At 70.6% G+C, this 17,989-nt stretch carries 18 protein-coding genes; 12 read left to right on the forward strand and 6 right to left on the reverse strand.

The window, feature by feature from the left end:
* Positions 1-109 precede the first annotated feature (109 nt).
* Genes KZC56_RS09665 through KZC56_RS09680 form a run of 4 tightly spaced genes read right to left on the reverse strand, consistent with a single transcriptional unit; the run spans position 110 to position 4,126 of the window.
* On the reverse strand, positions 110-877 hold the full coding sequence (locus KZC56_RS09665) for an ABC transporter ATP-binding protein (RefSeq protein ID WP_136035190.1): 768 nt from the start codon (positions 875-877) through the stop codon (positions 110-112).
* On the reverse strand, positions 874-1,869 hold the full coding sequence (locus KZC56_RS09670) for an ABC transporter ATP-binding protein (protein ID WP_168387197.1): 996 nt from the start codon (positions 1,867-1,869) through the stop codon (positions 874-876). The genes KZC56_RS09665 and KZC56_RS09670 overlap by 4 nt, the downstream gene beginning before the upstream one ends.
* Entirely contained in the window at positions 1,859-2,836 is a 978-nt protein-coding gene (locus tag KZC56_RS09675) for a branched-chain amino acid ABC transporter permease (protein ID WP_136035189.1), read from the reverse strand. Before KZC56_RS09675 ends, KZC56_RS09670 begins: the two co-directional genes overlap by 11 nt.
* A gap of 3 nt (positions 2,837-2,839) precedes the next feature.
* The gene (locus KZC56_RS09680) at positions 2,840-4,126 is read right to left on the reverse strand and encodes a branched-chain amino acid ABC transporter permease (protein ID WP_136035188.1); all 1,287 of its coding nucleotides are present in this window, start codon (positions 4,124-4,126) and stop codon (positions 2,840-2,842) included.
* A 315-nt stretch (positions 4,127-4,441) separates the two neighbouring features.
* Here KZC56_RS09680 and guaB point away from each other — a divergent pair, with 315 nt between their 5' ends.
* On the forward strand, positions 4,442-5,944 hold the full coding sequence (guaB, locus tag KZC56_RS09685) for an IMP dehydrogenase (protein ID WP_136035187.1): 1,503 nt from the start codon (positions 4,442-4,444) through the stop codon (positions 5,942-5,944).
* A gap of 78 nt (positions 5,945-6,022) precedes the next feature.
* Here the strand turns inward: guaB and KZC56_RS09690 are convergent, their stop codons facing one another.
* Positions 6,023-6,451 carry a DUF4190 domain-containing protein gene (locus KZC56_RS09690; protein ID WP_247638456.1) on the reverse strand — a complete coding sequence of 143 codons (429 nt, stop codon included), beginning with the start codon at positions 6,449-6,451 and terminating at the stop codon, positions 6,023-6,025.
* Between the two features lie 72 nt (positions 6,452-6,523).
* Positions 6,524-6,970 carry an HTH domain-containing protein gene (locus tag KZC56_RS09695; protein WP_247638457.1) on the reverse strand — a complete coding sequence of 149 codons (447 nt, stop codon included), beginning with the start codon at positions 6,968-6,970 and terminating at the stop codon, positions 6,524-6,526.
* A 167-nt stretch (positions 6,971-7,137) separates the two neighbouring features.
* Between KZC56_RS09695 and KZC56_RS09700 the strand changes: the two genes are divergently transcribed.
* From KZC56_RS09700 to KZC56_RS09750, 11 genes are all read left to right on the forward strand, one after another.
* Positions 7,138-7,452 (forward strand): DUF2277 domain-containing protein, encoded by a 315-nt coding sequence (locus KZC56_RS09700; protein WP_136035184.1) that lies wholly within the window; start codon positions 7,138-7,140, stop codon positions 7,450-7,452.
* 141 nt (positions 7,453-7,593) lie between these two features.
* Positions 7,594-8,640, forward strand: a complete 1,047-nt coding sequence (locus tag KZC56_RS09705; RefSeq protein WP_136035183.1) for a response regulator — start codon at positions 7,594-7,596, stop codon at positions 8,638-8,640.
* Positions 8,641-9,630: an ATP-grasp domain-containing protein gene (locus KZC56_RS09710; RefSeq protein ID WP_136035182.1), complete on the forward strand. Its 990-nt coding sequence runs from the start codon at positions 8,641-8,643 to the stop codon at positions 9,628-9,630.
* Positions 9,627-10,343 (forward strand): PHP domain-containing protein, encoded by a 717-nt coding sequence (locus tag KZC56_RS09715; protein ID WP_247638458.1) that lies wholly within the window; start codon positions 9,627-9,629, stop codon positions 10,341-10,343. Before KZC56_RS09710 ends, KZC56_RS09715 begins: the two co-directional genes overlap by 4 nt.
* Entirely contained in the window at positions 10,343-11,830 is a 1,488-nt protein-coding gene (locus tag KZC56_RS09720) for a glycosyltransferase family 2 protein (RefSeq protein WP_247638459.1), read from the forward strand. Before KZC56_RS09715 ends, KZC56_RS09720 begins: the two co-directional genes overlap by 1 nt.
* A complete protein-coding gene (locus tag KZC56_RS09725) occupies positions 11,827-11,970 on the forward strand; it encodes a hypothetical protein (RefSeq protein WP_168387313.1) in 144 nt (47 codons plus the stop codon). The genes KZC56_RS09720 and KZC56_RS09725 overlap by 4 nt, the downstream gene beginning before the upstream one ends.
* A complete protein-coding gene (locus tag KZC56_RS09730) occupies positions 11,967-12,314 on the forward strand; it encodes a response regulator (RefSeq protein ID WP_136033572.1) in 348 nt (115 codons plus the stop codon). The genes KZC56_RS09725 and KZC56_RS09730 overlap by 4 nt, the downstream gene beginning before the upstream one ends.
* Positions 12,311-14,125, forward strand: a complete 1,815-nt coding sequence (locus KZC56_RS09735; RefSeq protein WP_136033570.1) for a sensor histidine kinase — start codon at positions 12,311-12,313, stop codon at positions 14,123-14,125. The genes KZC56_RS09730 and KZC56_RS09735 overlap by 4 nt, the downstream gene beginning before the upstream one ends.
* 76 nt (positions 14,126-14,201) lie before the next feature.
* Positions 14,202-15,890: an ABC-F family ATP-binding cassette domain-containing protein gene (locus KZC56_RS09740; RefSeq protein ID WP_206251653.1), complete on the forward strand. Its 1,689-nt coding sequence runs from the start codon at positions 14,202-14,204 to the stop codon at positions 15,888-15,890.
* 49 nt (positions 15,891-15,939) lie between these two features.
* Positions 15,940-17,055, forward strand: a complete 1,116-nt coding sequence (locus KZC56_RS09745) for a GuaB3 family IMP dehydrogenase-related protein (protein WP_136033579.1) — start codon at positions 15,940-15,942, stop codon at positions 17,053-17,055.
* 59 nt (positions 17,056-17,114) lie between these two features.
* On the forward strand, positions 17,115-17,873 hold the full coding sequence (locus KZC56_RS09750; RefSeq protein WP_247638875.1) for an SURF1 family protein: 759 nt from the start codon (positions 17,115-17,117) through the stop codon (positions 17,871-17,873).
* Positions 17,874-17,989: the final 116 nt, after the last annotated feature.

Below are 17,989 nucleotides of genomic sequence, written 5' to 3' on the forward strand. Positions count from 1 at the left end.
CGGGCTCCGGCTCGGGGCCTTCGTCGTGTCCCACGGCGGGCACGGCGCGACGCGTTCCGCACGCAGAAGGGCCCGGCATCCGCGGATGCCGGGCCCCTCGCGGCGCGTGTCAGGCGGCGTCGGTGCCGAGCGTGCCCAGGTAGAGGCCGATGACCTTCGGGTCGTTCAGCAGCTCGCGGCCGGTGCCCTCGTAGGCGTCGCGGCCCTGATCGAGCACGTAGCCGCGGTCGCAGATCTGCAGGCAGCGGCGCGCGTTCTGCTCGACCATGATCGTGGTCACGCCCGCCTTGTTGATGTCGGAGACGCGGATGAACGCGTCGTCCTGCCGCACGGGGGAGAGGCCGGCCGACGGCTCGTCGAGCAGCAGCACCGACGGGTCCATCATGAGCGCGCGCGACATGGCGACCATCTGGCGCTCGCCGCCGGACAGCGACCCGGCACGCTGCTTGAGGCGCTTGCCGAGTTCGCCGAAGATGCTGGAGACGAACTCCAGCCGCTCCGCGAAGATCTTCGGGTTCTGGTAGAGCCCCATCTCGAGGTTCTCCTGGATCGTGAGCGACGGGAACACGTTGTTCGTCTGCGGGACGAACGCGACACCGCGCGCCACGAGCTTGTCCGCCTTGAGGCCGACGATGCTCTCGCCCTTGACCGTGATGTCGCCGTCGCGCACGTTCACCATGCCGAAGATGGCCTTCAGCAGCGTCGACTTGCCGGCGCCGTTGGGGCCGATGATGCCGATCAGCTCGCCCTTGTGGGCCACGAGGTTCGCGCCGTTGAGGATGTTCACCCCGGGGAGGTACCCGGCGTGCACGTTGGTGAGCTCGACGACCACGTCGTCGTTCTTGATCTCGTTCCGCTCGACGGGCGCGTCGGTCATGGCTTCTCCTCCTCGGCCTCTTCGGCCTCGACCTCGGCTTCGACCTCGGTCTCGATCTGCTCGCGGATGCGCTCCGCGTCGGCGTCCGAGATCACGGGCAGACGTCCGGTCACGGCACCCAGGTCCACGTCCTGATGCGCGCCCAGGTAGGCGTCGACGACCGCGGGGTCCTCCATCACGGTGTCCGGCGGCCCCTCGGCCACGACGCGTCCCTCGGCCATCACGACCACCCAGTCGGCGATGTGACGCACCATGTGCATGTCGTGCTCCACGAACAGCACCGTCATGCCCAGGTCCTTGAGGTCGAGGATGTGGTCGAGCAGCGACTGCGTCAGCGCCGGGTTCACGCCGGCCATGGGCTCGTCGAGCATCACCAGTGTCGGGTTGCTCATCAGTGCGCGCGCCATCTCCAGCAGCTTGCGCTGGCCTCCGGAGAGCGACGCCGCGAAGTCCTGCTCCTTGGCGTCGAGCTTGAACCGCGTCAGCAGCTCGTGGGCGCGCTGTTCGATCTCCTGGTCCTGCTTGCGCCAGAGGAAGGGGAAGAGCCCGGCCCAGAAGCCCTCGCCGCGCTGGTCCTTCGCGCCGAGCTTCATGTTCTCCAGCACGGTCAGCAGCGACAGCGACTTGGTGAGCTGGAACGTGCGCACCTGCCCCATGCGGGCGACCTTGAAGGAGGGGATGCCGGAGAGGTTGGTGCCGTCGAACGACCAGGTGCCGCTGTTGGGCTTGTCGAAGCCGCACAGCAGGTTGAACAGCGTCGTCTTGCCGGCGCCGTTCGGGCCGATCAGGGCCGTGATGGCGCCGCGCGGGATCTCCAGGTGGTCGACGTCGACGGCCGTGAGGCCGCCGAAGCGCCGCTGCACGGCGTCCACGACGAGGATCGGGTCGACCTTCTTGACGCCGGGCACCGCAGGGCCGGCGGTGAGGCCGGTCGTCTTGGCGCGCGGGGTGCTCTTCGCGGGCGTGACCGCCGCGTCGTTCTCACTTGACAAAGGTCATCTCCCTCTTGTTTCCGAGGATGCCCTGCGGGCGGAAGATCACGATCAGCATCAGCACGATGCCGATGAGGATGTACCGCACGACATCGGCCTGCGCGCCCGACATGGGCAGGTAACCGGCGTTCGCCATGGCGGGCAGCAGCGCGCCGAGGAACGCGAACACGATCCAGAACAGCACGGCGCCCAGCGTGGGCCCGAGCACCGTCGCGGCGCCGCCGAGCAGCAGGATCGTCCACAGGAAGAACGTCAGCGACGTGGAGTAGCTGCCGGGGATCACGGCCGACGGCAGGATGAACACGATACCGCCGAGCGCGCCGATGATGCCACCGACCACGAGCGCCTGCATCTTGTACGCGAAGACGTTCTTACCGAGCGAGCGCACCGCGTCCTCGTCCTCGCGGATGCCCTTGAGCACGCGACCCCACGGGCTGCGCATGAGCGCCCACACCACCAGCACCGCGAGGGCCAGGGCGATCAGGCCGACCACGCGCACCCACAGGTCGGTCGCGTTGTAGGTCCAGGGACCGAAGCCGTACGTGCCGGTGGGGAAGGGGTTCGCGTCGCGGAAGCTCTGGTGGTAGCCGGAGAGGCCGCCCGCGGAGTTGGTCCAGTCCTTGAACAGCTCCGTCACGAACATGAGCCTCACGACCTCCGCGGCCGCGATGGTCGCGATGGCGAGGTAGTCGGCGCGCAGCCGCAGCGTGGGGATGCCGAGCAGCAGGGCGAACAGGGCCCCGCCCAGCACGCCGACCAGCACGCCGGCCCACCACGGGAAGCCGAAGGTGAGGATCGAGATCGCGTAGCCGTAGCCGCCGATCGCCATGAACGCGGCCATGCCGAAGTTGAGCAGACCCGTGTAGCCGAAGTGCACCGCGAGGCCGGTCGCCGCGAGCGCGTACGCGATCGTCGTCGGGCTGAACAGATAGGAGGCGGTGTTGCCGAAGATGCTTCCGAAGTCCATGTGTCAGCCCAACCTTTCCTTGCGTCCGAGGATGCCCTGCGGTCGCACGAGCAGGATGATGATCAGCGCGACCAGGGCGCTGGCGTACTTGAGGTCGGAGGGGACGCCCAGCAGCGTGGACACCTCCACCGCGAGCCCGACGATGATCGAGCCGATCAGGGCGCCGATCGCCGAGCCCAGGCCGCCGAGGGTGATGGCGCAGAACATCAGCAGCAGCATCTGCATGCCCATGTCCCACTTCACTCCCGGGCGGAAGTACGCCCAGAGGATGCCCGAGATGGCGGCGAGCGTGCCGGCCAGGATCCACACGATGCGGATGACCTTGTCGACGTCGATGCCGGAGGCGGCCGCGAGCTGCGGGTTGTCCGAGATCGCCCTCGTCGCCTTGCCCGTCCGGGTGCGGGTGAGGAAGAACGCGACGCCGAGGATGACGATGATGCTGGTGGCCATGCCGATCATGTCGATGTACGACAGCGAGATCGGCCCGAGGCGGATCGGCTCGGGGCTCGCGCCGGGGAGCTGATAGGTGTTGCCGCCGATGATGTACTGCAGCGTGTACCGCAGCGCGAGCGAGAGGCCGATGCTCACGATCATGAGCTGCACCACCCCGAGGCCCTTGCGGCGCAGCGGCTTCCAGATGCCGGCGTCGAGCGCCCAGCCCAGGGCCGCGCCGCCGATCACCGCCGCGATGATGCCCGCCCACAGCGGCAGCTGCCAGAAGGTCGTGAACACGAGGGTGATCACGGCGCCCCAGGTCACCATCTCGCCGTGCGCGAAGTTCGACAGCCGTGTGGTGCCGTAGATGAGTGCCGCCCCCATGGAGGCGAGGCCGAGCAGGAGCCCGAAGTTCAGGCCGCCGACGATGCGCGACAGCAGCTGATCGAGGAACGACACCGTGACCCGCTCGCCCGCGCCGAGGAAGAGGTTGACGATCTTGGTGCCGGTGAGCCCGAACTCCAGTTCGAACGAGGCCGTCGTGCCCGACACCGGCTGGATGCCCTCGGGCAGCTGCGAGGCGTCGACGATCACACCGTCGGGGAGCGTGGACTCGTCCACCGTCAGGGTGTACGTCTCCTTCTCCGGCACGTACAGGCGCCACTTGCCCTCGGCGTCGGTCTCGGTCTCGGCCTCGAAGCCGTTGCCCTCGATCGACATGACCACGCCCTCGACGGGCTCATCGGCGTTGGTGACCACACCCGCGAAGTAGAAGTCGGTGACCTCTTGCCCGTCGTCGGTGGTGTCGGCGGAGGCCGCTGAGGGAGGGAGCAGCAGTGAGGCCGCGAGCGCCATGAGGATTCCCAAGAAGACGAAAGCCCAGGGGCGCTTCCGCGGTCCGGCGAGTGCTGTGGGTCCCACGCAACCTCCACTGTGAGTGCTGTCTCCGCGGACTCGGGTCGAACCGCGGGGATGGACGACGCACTTGAGCGTAATGGGCGATCCGCGAATCACCTACCTCTCGGGCCAACGGTCCGGTAACGACGGGGGACTGGGAATGTTCTCGGGCGTGTCTCGCTTAGAATCTGCATACGGGCACAGCCCCGCCCCGGCCGATGTCGACCACCCACTCGCACCCGGACCCGCGCCACGCGCGCAGGAGGAGATTCCATGGACCAGCACGATCCCTTCGGCTTCGTCGGACTGACCTACGATGACGTTCTGCTCCTGCCGGGGCATACCGACGTCATCCCCAGTGAGGCTGACACGTCGTCGCGGATCACGCGTCGCATCTCCGTCGCGACGCCTCTGCTGTCCAGCGCCATGGACACCGTCACCGAGTCGCGCATGGCCATCGCGATGGCGCGCGAGGGCGGCATCGGCATCCTGCACCGCAACCTGTCGATCGCCGACCAGGCCGCGCACGTCGACCGCGTCAAGCGCAGCGAGTCGGGCATGATCACCGACCCCATCACCACGACCGCCGACGCGACGGTGGAGGAGGTCGACGCGCTGTGCGCCAAGTACCGCATCTCGGGCCTTCCCGTGGTCGACGCCGAGGGCCGCCTGGTGGGCATCATCACGAACCGCGACATGCGGTTCGTCTCGGGGTTCGAGCGTCAGACCACGTTCGTGAAAGACGTCATGACGAGCGAGAACCTCGTCACCGCACCGGTGGGCGTCGCGGCGGGCGAGGTCATCGCCCTGTTCGCGAAGCACCGCGTGGAGAAGCTGCCGCTGATCGACGAGGACGGCAAGCTCGCCGGGCTCATCACCATCAAGGACTTCGACAAGAGCGAGAAGTACCCGCTCGCGACCAAGGACGACCAGGGCCGCCTGCGCGTCGGTGCGGCGATCGGCTTCTTCGGCGACGCGTGGGAGCGGGCCGAGGCGCTGCGTGACGCGGGCGTCGACGTGCTCGTGGTCGACACGGCCAACGGCCAGTCGCAGGGCGTGATCGACCTGGTCAAGCGCCTCAAGGCCGACGAGTCCTTCGCCCACATCGACGTGATCGGCGGCAACGTCGCGACGCGTGAGGGCGCACAGGCGCTGGTCGACGCGGGCGTCGACGCGGTCAAGGTCGGCGTCGGCCCCGGCTCCATCTGCACCACGCGCGTGGTCGCGGGCGTCGGAGTGCCGCAGGTGACCGCCGTGTACGAGGCGTCGCTCGCGGCCCGTCCGGCCGGCATCCCCGTGATCGCCGACGGTGGCCTGCAGTACTCGGGCGACATCGCGAAGGCCCTCGTCGCAGGCGCCGACGCGGTCATGCTCGGTTCGCTGCTCGCCGGTACCGACGAGTCGCCGGGCGAGATCGTGTTCCAGTCGGGCAAGCAGTTCAAGCAGTACCGCGGCATGGGCTCGCTCGGGGCGATGCAGACCCGCGGCAAGCAGACCTCCTACTCCAAGGACCGCTACTTCCAGGCCGACGTGCCCAGCGACGACAAGCTGATCCCCGAGGGCATCGAGGGGCAGGTGCCGTACCGCGGCCCGCTCTCCGCCGTCGCCTACCAGCTCGTCGGCGGGCTGCGGCAGTCGATGTTCTACGTCGGCGCCCGCACGATCGAGGAGCTCAAGGCCCGCGGCAAGTTCGTGCGCATCACCTCGGCCGGGCTCAAGGAGTCGCACCCGCACGACGTGCAGATCGTGGTCGAGGCGCCCAACTACAAGAAGTGAACAGCGCCCCGCACCGGGGCGACGACGAGGGGCCGGATGCGCGCAGCATCCGGCCCCTCGTGCGTGTGTGTTGCGGGTTCAGCCGCAGCGGTAGGTGACGCCGCCGACCTCCCACACGCCGGGGCCGAGCTCGGCGCACATCCCGAAGATGCCCGCGAACACGGTCACCAGCAGGATGATGCCGATGATCTCCAGGATGGTCAGCACCGCGCCGACGATGATGCCGGCGATCGCGAGGCCCTTCGGCGCGTGCGCCTTCCCCAGCTGCACCGCGGCGATGATGCTGAGGATGAGGCCGATCGGCGGCAGCAGGAACGCCAGCACGAGTCCGACGATCGACAACACGCGTCCGGGAGGCGAGGGCGGCGCGGTCTGGCCGTAGGCGCCGGGAGCCGCGGGACCGGGCGGCGGCGGGTACGCGGCGGCCGGGCCGTTCGCGGGGGTGCTGTTCCAGGCGGGGGGAGGGGTGCCGGGCTGCGACGCCTCGGGGGGCGGGGGGTTCGTCATGGTCTCTCCTCGGTTGAGCGTGCGTAGCCCAGAGCGTAGCGACGGCGCCGTCGGCGTGCCATCCCCTGGGCGTCAGCGCGGTCGTGCGAGGTTCGCCGCGTTCACGAGGTACGAGCACCGGATGGCGACGGCATACTTCTCGTCACCCGGCAGCGGGCGGTCACCGGCGAGCACGGTCTGGACGACGTCCGTGGAGAGACCGGTCAATCGCGCGATGTTCCCCGGGGTGAGGTGCAGTGCTCCGGTGAGGGACTCGAGGGTCGCGCGGAGCCGATCATCGTCGCCGATCCCGCTGGCCTCCGTGAGTTGGGCCACGAGCGCGGAGAGACGAGCCGCTTCGTGCCCGGTGAGCACAGCCGGTGACGAGTCCATTCCGACGGCCGCCGGTGCTACGACGAGGAGCTTCCGCAGCCTCACGTGATCGATACCCGTCATCACCTCGAGCGCCTTCATCGTGATGGCACCTTCTTCGAGGAGGCGAGCCAGTTCACGGGAAACGTCGAAGCTGGTCGTTGACATGCTCACTCCGGGTCAGGGGTAGGTGTACAAGGTGTTGTTCGGTACGACATGAGCCACGATAACCCCGGCGAAATCCGCGGTTCCGGTGAGCGTGCCGGAGTACCTGTGGTTGTGGCGGGTGCTCGTCTGTGCTTCCGCGGGGGAGGGGCGGGGCGTAGCGTGCGGGTATGTGCCGGAACATCGTGCCCCTGAACAACCTGGCCCCCGCGGCGACCGATGAGGAGTGCCACGACGCGGCGCTCCAGTTCGTCCGCAAGATCTCCGGGGCGACGGCGCCCTCGCGCGTCAACAGGGACGTGTTCGATCGCGCCGTCGAGGAGATCGCTGCGGCCACGCGACGGCTGCTGGACGATCTCGTGACGACCGCGCCGCCCAAGAACCGGGAGGCGGAGGCGGCCAAGCGCCAGGCCCGCTCGGCCGAGCGATACGAGGCCATCCGGGTGTACCAGCAGGAGAAGCGGGCGGCGCGGGCGGCGACCTGACGCCGCTGCGCGGCCGGGTCTGCCCGCCTGTGCCAGAATCGACGTACCCCGCTCGACTTTCCCCGCGGATCCGGTGATGAAGGCACCGGGATCGCGACGCCGGCCCCCACCGGCAGGGAAGCTCCCCAAGGAGAGCCGTACATGTCTGAGGACGCCCCCCGCATTCTCGTCGTCGACGACGACCACGATGTCGCCCTGCTGGTGAAGACCGTGCTGGAGCGCCGTGCCGGCTGCATCGTCGACCTCGCGGAAGACGGGCGCTCCGCGATCGACCGCGTCGCCGAGGTGCGCCCCGACGTGGTCGTCACCGACATCGAGATGCCGGGTCTCAGCGGCCTCGAGCTGCTCGCCGAGCTGCGCCGCACGATCCCCACCGTGCCGGTGATCGTGATGACCGCGCACGTCTCGGTCGAATACGCCGTGTCCGCCCTGCGCGCGCAGGCCGACGAGTTCCTCACCAAGCCGCTCGACAACGCCCGGCTCGTGGAAGCCGTGACCCGCCTGGTGGAGGAGGGGCGACGGCGACGCGAGGAGGCGAGGACGACCGAGGTGGTGCTCGCGATCGGCGCCCACCCCGACGACGTCGAGATCGGGGTCGGCGGCATCCTCGCGGCCCACGCCGCCGCCGGCGACGCGATCACGATCCTCACGCTGTCCCGCGGAGCCAGGGGCGGAGACGCCGACAGCCGCCAGAACGAGTCGCTCGCCGCGGCCGAGCGGATCGGCGCCCGCCTGTTCCTGAAAGACCTCGTCGACACGGAGATCTCCGGCGGCGGCTCCACCGTGCGGCTGATCGAAGAGGTCGTGCGCGAGATCCAGCCGACCATCGTCTACACGCACTCCCCGCACGATCGGCACCAGGACCATCGCGCCGTGAGCGAGGCCACGATCGTCGCGACCCGTCGTGTCGGCACCGTCGCGTGCTACCAGAGCCCCTCCTCGACGATCGACTACCGACCGACGCGCTTCGTGCGCATCGACCGCTTCCTCGACGAGAAGCTGCGCCTGCTGGAGTGCTTCCAGTCGCAGGCCGCCGCGAGCCGTGACTACCTCGCCCCCGAGTTCGTCACCGCGACCGCGCGGTACTGGTCGCGATTCGGCGGGGGCGACGCGGTGGAGCCGCTGGAAGTGGTGCGCGAGACGGCGGAGTTCGTCGGCGCACACGAACTCACACGACGGGAGAGCTGAATGACGCAGCGCGTGCTGGTGACCGGGGCGGGCGGACCGGCCGGGGTGGCGGTGATCCGCTCCCTGCTCCGTCGCTCCGACCTGACGGTGTTCGCCGCCGACATGGACGGCTGGGCGAGCGGGATCTACCTGGTGCCGCCGGAGCAGCGTCGCCTGGTGCCGCCCGGACGCGACGACGACTTCGTGCCCGCGATCGCGCGCCTCGTGGCCGAGGACGACCTCGACCTCGTGATCTCCACCGTCGACGTGGAGCTCATCGCGCTCGCGGACCGCCGAGACGAGCTGGCTCCCGCGGTGCTGGCCGCGCCCTCGTCGGACACGCTGCACACGGCCCTCGACAAGCTCGCCCTCGCGGAGCGCTGCGCCCCGACCGGACGCACCCCGCGCACCGTGCTGGCCGGTCCCGACGCCGCCGCGGTCGACTGGGAGTTCCCGGTGTTCGCCAAGCCGCGCCAGGGAGCGGGCAGCCGGGGCATCCGCCTCGTGCCCGACCGCGCCGCGCTCGACGCCCTGCCGACCGACGAGGGCCTCATCGTGCAGGACTTCCTGCCCGGCGAGGAGTACTCGGTCGACGTGATCTCCGACGCCTCCGGTGCAGTGGTCGCCGCGGTGCCGCGCACCAGGGCGAGGGTCGACTCGGGCGTCGCGATCGCCGGACGCACCCTGCGCGACCCCGAGCTGGAGGAGACCGCGTCCGCGATCGCCCGGGCGATCGGCCTGGTGGGCGTCGCCAACGTGCAACTGCGCCGCGACCGCGACGGCCGTGCCGTGCTGCTCGAGGTCAACCCGCGCTTCCCCGGCGCGCTCCCGCTGACGATCGCCGCCGGCGTGGACATCCCGTCGCTGGTCGCCGACCTGTTCCTGGGCCGCGAGCTGCCCGTGCAGGTGCCGTTCCGCGAGGTCGCGTCGGTGCGGTTCCTGGAAGACGTGATCGTCGAGGTCGACGACGTGCTCGTCTCGGAGCACGCCGGTCATCAGGAGGACGTATGAGTCACGCGGTGCTCCGGGGGGACCATCACGTGCACTCCACCTTCTCCGACGACGCGGTCTCCACACTCGAGGAGAACGTGGCGGCCGCGGTCGCCGCGGGGCTCGACACCGTGCGCCTGGTGGATCACGTGCGCCAGAGCACGACCTGGGTGCCGGAGTACCTCGCCGCCGTCCGCGCCCTGCGAGCGCCGGACGGGCTCACGGTGCTGACGGGCGTGGAGGCCAAGATCCTCGACGCGTCCGGAGCGCTCGACATCCCCGCGCTCCCCGCCGGGATCGACCGCATCCTGATCGCCGACCACCAGTTCCCGGGCGAGGACGGGCCGCTCGGCCCCACCGCCGTCCGCGAACGCATCGCCGCGGGCTGGGCGGCCGACGACGTGCTCGACCAGTTCGTGGGGGCCGTCGTGGCGACCATGCACCGCCACCCCGGCAATCAGCTCGCGCACTGCTTCTCGATCCTGCCCAAGATCGGCCTGTCCGAGGAGCAGCTGGGCGCCGAACGGCTGCGCGAGTGGGCACGCGCCGCCGCGGCCACCGGCACGCTCGTCGAGGTGAACGAGAAGTGGGCGTGCCCCGGGCCCGACGCACTGGCCGCCCTGCGTGACGCGGGCGCCGAGGTCGTGGCGTCGACCGACAGTCACGTGGCCACCGACGTCGGCCGCTACTCCCGCATCCTTCCGCTGCTCGACGGCGTGGAGGTGAGCGGCTGATGCCCGACCTCGCCTGGTACGAGACCGTGATCGTGGTCGTCCTGCTGCTGTGCGTGCTCGTGGGCACGCTGCCCGTCATCAACACGGGCCTGCAGTTCCTGGCGCTCCCGCTGCACGCGTTCCGGAACCACTACCCGAAGGCCGCCCCGTACCACCCGAACGTCGCGGTGGTGATCCCGGCGTGGAACGAGGGCATGGTGATCGGCCCGGCGATCGAGAGGCTGCTGCAGCTGGAGTACCCGGCGGAGCGGCTGCGCGTGTTCGTGGTCGACGACGCCTCCACCGACGACACCCCCGAGATCGTGGCGCAGAAGGCCGCGGCATACCCCGGACGGGTCGTGCATCTGCGGCGCGAGCAGGGCGGCCAGGGCAAGGCGCACACGCTCAACCACGGGCTCGACGTGGTGCTAGCCGACAACTGGACCGAGGCCGTGCTCATCATGGACGCCGACGTGATCTTCGCGCGCGACTCGCTGCGCAAGCTCACGCGTCACCTCGCCGACGAGAAGGTCGGCGCGGTCACGGCGTACATCGCGGAGGGCAGCCGCGACCGCAACTACCTGACGCGCTTCATCGCGATCGAGTACGTGATCGGACAGCTCTCGGCCCGCCGCGTGCAGAACGTCGGCGGCGCCATCGCGTGCCTCGCGGGCGGCGCCCAGCTGCACTCCCGCGCGAACCTGGAGGCCATCGGCGGTCGCATCCCGACCGGGACCCTCGCCGAGGACACGATGACCACGTTCGAGAGCCAGCTCCACGGACGCCGGATGGTGTTCGAGCCGCACGCCGTGGTGCTCGCGGAGGAGCCGCGCACGATCGACAGCCTGTGGAAGCAGCGGCTGCGGTGGGCTCGCGGCAACGTGCAGCTGACGTCCATCTACAAGAAGCTGTGGTTCCGCCCGAGCCGCGATCACAACCTCGGCAGCGTCGGCTTCGGCCTGGCGTGGTTCACGATCCTGCTGCTGCCGGCGTTCATGCTGCTCGCCGCCGCCGGCCTGATCGCGCTCCTGCTGCTGCACAGCGACATCGCCGAGTTCGTGTTCCGCTTCATGTGGATCGCCGCCGCGTGCATCTACATCTTCTCGATGCTGTACTCCGTGCAGCTCGACCCGCGGATCGGCCGGCAGTCGTGGCGCGAGGCGATCATGTTCCCCGGCCTCGGCGCGCTGATCCTGATGTTCATCGCGCTGTTCCCGTGGACGCTCGACGGTCTGCTGAACCTCTTCGGCGAAGAGGCGACGGATCAGGCGCGATTCGGGTGGCTGCTGTTCTTCTACCTGTGGGGCCCCGTGTCGATGCTCGGCATCTGGCTGGCGCGTGCCGTCGAGCCCCTGCCCGGAGGGCGTTTCTTCGCCGGGCTGCTCCTCTACGTGTGCGGCTATGGCTCCCTGCTGTGCGCGATCACGGTGGACTCGTACCTCAAGGAGTGGCGCCGCGCCGACGCCTCGTGGATCAAGACCGAGAAGGTCGGACGGGTGGACTCATGACGGACGCACCTTCGCATGACGCCGAGGTCGAGGAGATCGCCGAGGACGCCAGGCGCGAGAAGCGGCTCATCCCGCAGGCCCTGATCTCCCTCGGCATCGTGGTCGTGATCGTGGTCGTGCGAGAGCTGCTCCTCCGATGACCGGGAGGCCGCTGGCGCTCGTGGTCGAGGACGCGGCCGATCAGGCGACACTCCTGGGGCGGTACCTCGACCGGGAGGGCTTCGACGTCTTCATCGCGCCCGATGCCGAGTCCGCGATCGCCGCCTTCCCCGACATCCATCCGGTCGTCGCCGTGCTCGATCTGCTGCTCCCCGGTATCTCCGGTCACGCCTGCTCGCGTCTCATCCACGAGCGCTTCCCCGACTGCTACCTCGTGGTCAGCTCCGTGCTCGATGTCGCGGACTACCCGCCGGCCGACGCGGCGCTGCCGAAACCCGTCACGGGGGCCGACCTGCACCGCGTGGTCGAGGGGGTGCCGCGATGAGGGCCACGCCGCTCGAGCGCGCCGAGAGCCGCTGGTATCGGGTGTTCGACAACCCGAGTCCGATCGTGAAGCAGGCGCCCACCCTGGTCGCGACGGTGATCGCGGGCAGCATGACGTGGGCCATCCCCGGGCTGCCGTTCACGCACCTCGGCGCGGCGCTGATCGGCATCGGCATCGTGCTGCTGGCCACGCTGCAGGCCGGGGTGCTCAGCGCCCTGCACGTGCGCGAGGGCTGGATCGTGCTGGCGGTCCCCATGCTCGACATCGTGGGGCTCGGCCTCTTCCGTGCGGGGACGGGCGGGGCAGCGTCGCTGTTCAGCTCGCTCGTGCTGCTGCCGATCATCTGGATCGCGGCCGCCCCCGGCATCCGGTGGGTGTTCGTGGTCGGCGCGCTGTCGTCGCTCGCTCTGCTCATGCCGTACATCACCGACCCGCCGTCGAACGCCGTCGTGTGGCTGCGCGGCGTGGTGGGGCCGCTCGTGTTCGCGGCGGTCGCCGCCGTGGTGAACGAGCTGTCGCGGCAGCAGAGGATGCGGGTGGAGCAGGCCGAGGATCTGGTGACCGAGCGCACCAGGGCGCTGTCCGAGAACGTGGCGATGATCGTGCAGCTGCGGCAGAAGGAGCACGAGTACCGGGTGCTGCTGGACTCGTTCGAGAGCCTGTGGTCGTCGATCACCGCGCAGGCCGTGATCGCCACCGACCGCGCGGGGCGCATCACGGCGTGGAATCCCGGGGCCGTGCGGCTGCTCGGGCTCACGGTCGACGAGGCGCTCGACGACGTTCGCATCGACCGGTTCTTCTCCCGAACGGTGCTGTCGATGCTCGCGGAGGACACGGCAGCGCGACGGGAGGCGTCGGGTGAGGCGTCCGTCGCGGGGGCGAGTGCGGGGCCGGCGCCCGAGGGCATCCGGGCGCTGTTCGCGCAGGCCGACGAGGGGGTCACGGTCGACGGCGACGTGGAGGTCACCACGGCGGGCGGCACGACCGTTCCCGCGCGCGTGACGGTGAGTCCGCATAAGGACGGCTCCGGTGCCCAGCAGGGCTACCTGTTCGTGCTGACCGATGAGACGCGGGCGGTGGAGGTGGCCCGCATGAAGGACGAGTTCGTGGGCATGATCTCGCACGAGCTGCGCACGCCGCTCAGCGCGATCATCGGCTTCCTCGACCTGCTGCAGAACGATCCGGGCCAGCCGCTGACCGAGGATCAGCAGGAGTTCGTCGGGATCATCGAGCGCAACGCGAAGCGCCTGCTCAACCTGGTGGGCGACCTGCTGTTCACCGCCCAGGTGGAGTCGGGGCGCTTCCCGTTGGAGCGCGTGGAGGCCGACGTCGCCGAGCTCGTGCGGTCGGCGGTCGCATCCGCGGGCCCGCACGCGCAGCGGGAGGGCATCGAGCTGGTGGCGGACGCGGGCGACGAGCCGATCCGGCTGCTCGTGGATCCGGGGCGGATCGGGCAGGCCGTCGACAATCTCCTGTCGAACGCGATCAAGTTCACGCCGAGCGGCGGCCGGGTCACGGCGGCCGTGCGGCGCGTGGACGGCGGCGTGCAGATCTCGGTCGCGGACACCGGCGTCGGCATCCCGGAGGACGAGCAGGGCATGCTCTTCACGCGGTTCTTCCGGGCCTCGACGGCCACGCGGAATGCCGTGCCCGGCGTGGGGCTCGGCCTCACGATCACCCGCGCGATCGTGCTGGCGCACGGCGGTTCGATGGACGTGACGAGTCAGGAGGGCGTGGGGACCGAGTTCCGCTTCGTCCTGCCGGCGGCGCCCAAGACCGAGGTGCTGCAGACCCTGAGCCGCGCGGACTGACCCGGACCTCCTCGTCCGCAGCATCCTGATAGTCTGGTCGGCTCGCTGTGCGCGGGCGGAAGGACGGCCACGCACTGTGGGGTACATCGACGCATCAGGCATCTCGCTGACGCTTCCCGACGGAAGACCGCTGCTCGACGAGGTCTCGTTCCGGGTCGGCGCCGGCTCGACGAGCGCGCTCATCGGGCCGAACGGCGCGGGCAAGACCACGCTCCTGCGGATCATCCGCGGCGACCAGGCGGCCGACGACGGCGTCGTCACCATCGACGGCGGACTCGGCGTGATGGATCAGTTCGTCGGGCACGGCGAGCCGGGGCAGACCGTGCATGAGCTCCTCGTGCGCGTCGCCCCCGCCCGCATCCGCGCCGCCGCCGAAGCCCTCGACGCGGCGGAGAACGCCCTGATCGACCGTGATGAGCACGACACGCAGATGGCGTACGCCGCAGCCATCGCGGAGTACGCCGACGCCGGCGGCTACGAGCACGAGACCGTATGGGACCAGTGCACGATGGCGGCGCTCGGCGTGCCGTTCGAGCGGGCGCGGTACCGCGAGCTCACGTCGCTGTCCGGCGGCGAGCAGAAGCGCCTGGCGCTCGAGGCCCTGCTGCGCGGACCCGACGCGGTGCTCCTGCTCGACGAGCCGGACAACTACCTCGACGTCCCGACCAAGCGGTGGCTGGAGGAACAGCTGCGGCAGACCGCGAAGACCGTGCTGCTCGTGTCGCACGACCGCGAGCTGCTCGCCCGCGCGGCCGACCGGCTCATCACGCTCGAACCAGGGGCGGCCGGTTCGACGGCGTGGGTGCACGGCGGCGGCTTCGCGACCTACCCGCAGGCGCGCATCGACCGCATGGAGCGGCTCGACGAGCTGCGCCGTCGGTGGGACGAGCAGCACGAGAAGCTGCGCGTGCTGGTCGCGAACCTCAAGGTGAAGGCCTCGGCGAACGACGGCTTCGCCTCCCGCTACCAGGCGGCGCAGACGCGACTGCGCAAGTTCGAGGAGGCGGGGCCGCCCGAGGAGCGTCCGCCCGCGCAGGAGTTCGACATGCGCCTGCGGGGCTCGCGCACGGGCAAGCGCGCCGTGGTGGCCGAGCGGCTCGAGCTCACCGGGCTCATGCGTCCCTTCGACGCGGAAGTGTGGTTCGGCGACCGCGTGGCCGTGCTGGGCTCGAACGGCTCGGGCAAGTCGCACTTCCTGCGACTGCTCGCGCGCGGCGGCAGCGACCCCGACCCGACCCTGGGTCACGTCTCCTCCGCCGCGGAAGACCTGAGTCCCGTCGCGCACACCGGTCGCGCGGTGCTGGGGGCGCGCGTGGTGCCGGGGCTGTTCGCGCAGACCCACACGCACCCGGAGTTCGTCGGACGCACGCTGCTGGAGATCCTGCACCGCGGCGACGACCGCCGGGCGGGGATGCCCCGGGACGCCGCGAGCTCGGCGCTCGACCGCTACGGGCTGGTGCGGCAGGCGCTGCAGACGTTCGAGTCGCTGTCCGGTGGGCAGCAGGCGCGGTTCCAGGTGCTGCTGCTGGAGTTGTCCGGCGCGACCCTGCTGCTGCTCGACGAGCCGACCGACAACCTCGACCTGGAGTCGGCGGAGGCGTTGGAGCAGGCGCTGGCGCGGTTCGAGGGGACGGTGCTCGCGGTCACGCACGACCGCTGGTTCGCGCGGTCGTTCGACCGGTTCCTCGTGTTCGGCTCCGACGGCGAGGTGTACGAGTCGGACGAGCCGGTGTGGGACGAGCGCCGCGTGGCACGGGCCCGGTGACCGCGGGCACGCGCCCCCTCGGGGTGCCCGGTAGGCTGGACGGGTGACCATGGAGATCGAGCTCGGCCGAGGAAAGCGCGCCCGTCGCGCGTACACGTTCGACGACATCGCGGTCGTGCCCTCGCGGCGCACGCGCAACCCGGAGGACGTGTCGACCGCCTGGACGATCGATGCCTTCGGCTTCGAGATCCCGGTGCTCGGCGCGCCGATGGACTCCGTCGTGAGCCCGCGCACCGCCATCATGCTCGGCCAGCTGGGCGGCCTGGGCGTGCTCGACCTCGAGGGTCTGTGGACCCGGTACGAGGACCCGGAGCCGCTGCTCGCGGAGATCGCGGGTCTCGCCGACGACCGGGCGACCGTGCGCATGCAGGAGCTGTACGCCGAGCCGATCAAGCCCGAGCTCATCACGCGGCGCCTGGCCGAGATCCGCGAGGCCGGTGTCACCGTCGCCGGTTCCCTCACGCCGCAGCGCACCCAGGAGTTCTACGACACCGTGGCCGCGGCGGGTGTCGACCTGTTCGTCATCCGCGGCACCACCGTCTCGGCGGAGCACGTGTCGAGCGTGGCAGAGCCGCTCAACCTCAAGAAGTTCATCTACGACCTCGACGTCCCGGTCATCGTGGGCGGCGCGGCCACCTACACCGCGGCGCTGCACCTGATGCGCACGGGCGCGGCCGGCGTGCTGGTCGGCTTCGGCGGGGGAGCGGCGTCCACCACGCGCGCCACCCTCGGCATCCACGCCCCGATGGCCACTGCGGTCTCCGACGTCGCCGCTGCGCGCCGCGACTACCTCGACGAGTCGGGCGGGCGCTACGTGCACGTGATCGCCGACGGCGGCGTCGGTACCTCGGGCGACATCGTGAAGGCTCTCGCGATGGGCGCCGACGCGGTCATGCTCGGCGTGGCTCTCGCCCGCGCGACCGACGCGCCGGGGCAGGGTTTCCACTGGGGCCCCGAGGCGCACCACCCCAAGCTCCCGCGCGGCCGCCGGGTCGAGGTGGGCGGCATCGGCACGCTCGAGGAGATCCTGTACGGCCCTGCGCCCGTGGCCGACGGCACCGCGAACCTCATCGGCGCGCTGCGCAAGTCGATGGCGACCACCGGATACTCCGACCTCAAGGAGTTCCAGCGGGTCGAGGTCGTGCTCGCCCCGTACGAGGCCTGAGCCGCCGCCGCTGCACCGTGACCGCCCCCGCCCCGTTCCCGCCGACCCTCCGTGAGGTCATGCTGCGCGGACGCTGGATCGGCATGCTGCTGCTGTGCCTCGTGGTCGCCGGGGTGTTCGCGTGGCTCGGGCAGTGGCAGCTGGAGCGCGCGATCGAGACCGACCCGCCGCCGCCCGGCGTGACCGAGCAGGTGCGGCCGCTGTCCGACGTGGTCGAGCCGGGGCAGTACCTCGCCGAACCCCTCGTGGGGCAGCGGGTCGAGACGAGCGGGACGTGGATCCCGGACGACTTCCTGGTGGTGTCGAGCCGCTTCAACGACGGCGTCGAGGGGTTCTGGGTCACCGGACAGCTGCGGGTGGACGAGCGTGTGTCGATCGCGGTGGCGATCGGCTGGGCTCCCGACCGCGCGGCCGCCGATGCCGCGGTGGAGCGCCTGGCCGCGGAGGCCGACGGTCGCCCGGTCGAGGTGGCGGGGCGCATCATCTCGGACGAGGGGCCGTCGGTGCCGCCGCGCAGCGACCCGGAGCGTCTCGACCGCATGTCGCCCGCCGCGCTGCTCAGCCGCTGGCACGACACGGAGCAGCTCGACGTGTACCGCCCGTACCTCGCCTCGACCACCGCGACGGCGGGCCTCGAGGACATCTCCTCGCCGGCGCCCGATGAGCAGTCGCCGGTGAACTGGCTCAACGTGTTCTACGCGGTGGAGTGGGCGATCTTCGCGGGCTTCGCGTTCTACCTCTGGTACCGCCTGGCGAAGGACGCGTGGGAGCGCGAGGTCGAGGAGTTCGAGGACGCGGCGGCGGCCGAGAGCGCCTGAACGGCGTGCGCATCCGCGCGACCTCCGGTGCGCTTCTGCGCGCGGCCGTGCCCCGATGTGAACCTTCGTCAGGGGTGCGCGCGGCCCTTCGGTGAGCAGTCGGTGACCATCGTGAA

The sequence above is a fragment of the Microbacterium sufflavum genome, assembly GCF_023091155.1.
In the GTDB taxonomy this organism is placed as follows: Bacteria; Actinomycetota; Actinomycetes; order Actinomycetales; family Microbacteriaceae; genus Microbacterium; species Microbacterium sufflavum.

Coding starts and splice junctions, on each gene's coding strand:
- KZC56_RS09725 (WP_168387313.1), top strand. CDS start 11,827: ATGACGGACGCACCTTCGCATGACGCCGAGGTCGAGGAGATCGCCGAG.
- KZC56_RS09745 (WP_136033579.1), top strand. CDS start 15,940: ATGGAGATCGAGCTCGGCCGAGGAAAGCGCGCCCGTCGCGCGTACACG.
- KZC56_RS09690 (WP_247638456.1), bottom strand. CDS start 6,451: ATGACGAACCCCCCGCCCCCCGAGGCGTCGCAGCCCGGCACCCCTCCC.
- KZC56_RS09720 (WP_247638459.1), top strand. CDS start 10,343: ATGCCCGACCTCGCCTGGTACGAGACCGTGATCGTGGTCGTCCTGCTG.
- KZC56_RS09675 (WP_136035189.1), bottom strand. CDS start 2,836: ATGGACTTCGGAAGCATCTTCGGCAACACCGCCTCCTATCTGTTCAGC.
- KZC56_RS09665 (WP_136035190.1), bottom strand. CDS start 877: ATGACCGACGCGCCCGTCGAGCGGAACGAGATCAAGAACGACGACGTG.
- KZC56_RS09715 (WP_247638458.1), top strand. CDS start 9,627: ATGAGTCACGCGGTGCTCCGGGGGGACCATCACGTGCACTCCACCTTC.
- KZC56_RS09680 (WP_136035188.1), bottom strand. CDS start 4,126: ATGGCGCTCGCGGCCTCACTGCTGCTCCCTCCCTCAGCGGCCTCCGCC.
- KZC56_RS09735 (WP_136033570.1), top strand. CDS start 12,311: ATGAGGGCCACGCCGCTCGAGCGCGCCGAGAGCCGCTGGTATCGGGTG.
- KZC56_RS09705 (WP_136035183.1), top strand. CDS start 7,594: ATGTCTGAGGACGCCCCCCGCATTCTCGTCGTCGACGACGACCACGAT.
- KZC56_RS09710 (WP_136035182.1), top strand. CDS start 8,641: ATGACGCAGCGCGTGCTGGTGACCGGGGCGGGCGGACCGGCCGGGGTG.
- KZC56_RS09700 (WP_136035184.1), top strand. CDS start 7,138: ATGTGCCGGAACATCGTGCCCCTGAACAACCTGGCCCCCGCGGCGACC.
- guaB (WP_136035187.1), top strand. CDS start 4,442: ATGGACCAGCACGATCCCTTCGGCTTCGTCGGACTGACCTACGATGAC.
- KZC56_RS09730 (WP_136033572.1), top strand. CDS start 11,967: ATGACCGGGAGGCCGCTGGCGCTCGTGGTCGAGGACGCGGCCGATCAG.
- KZC56_RS09695 (WP_247638457.1), bottom strand. CDS start 6,970: ATGTCAACGACCAGCTTCGACGTTTCCCGTGAACTGGCTCGCCTCCTC.
- KZC56_RS09750 (WP_247638875.1), top strand. CDS start 17,115: ATGCTGCGCGGACGCTGGATCGGCATGCTGCTGCTGTGCCTCGTGGTC.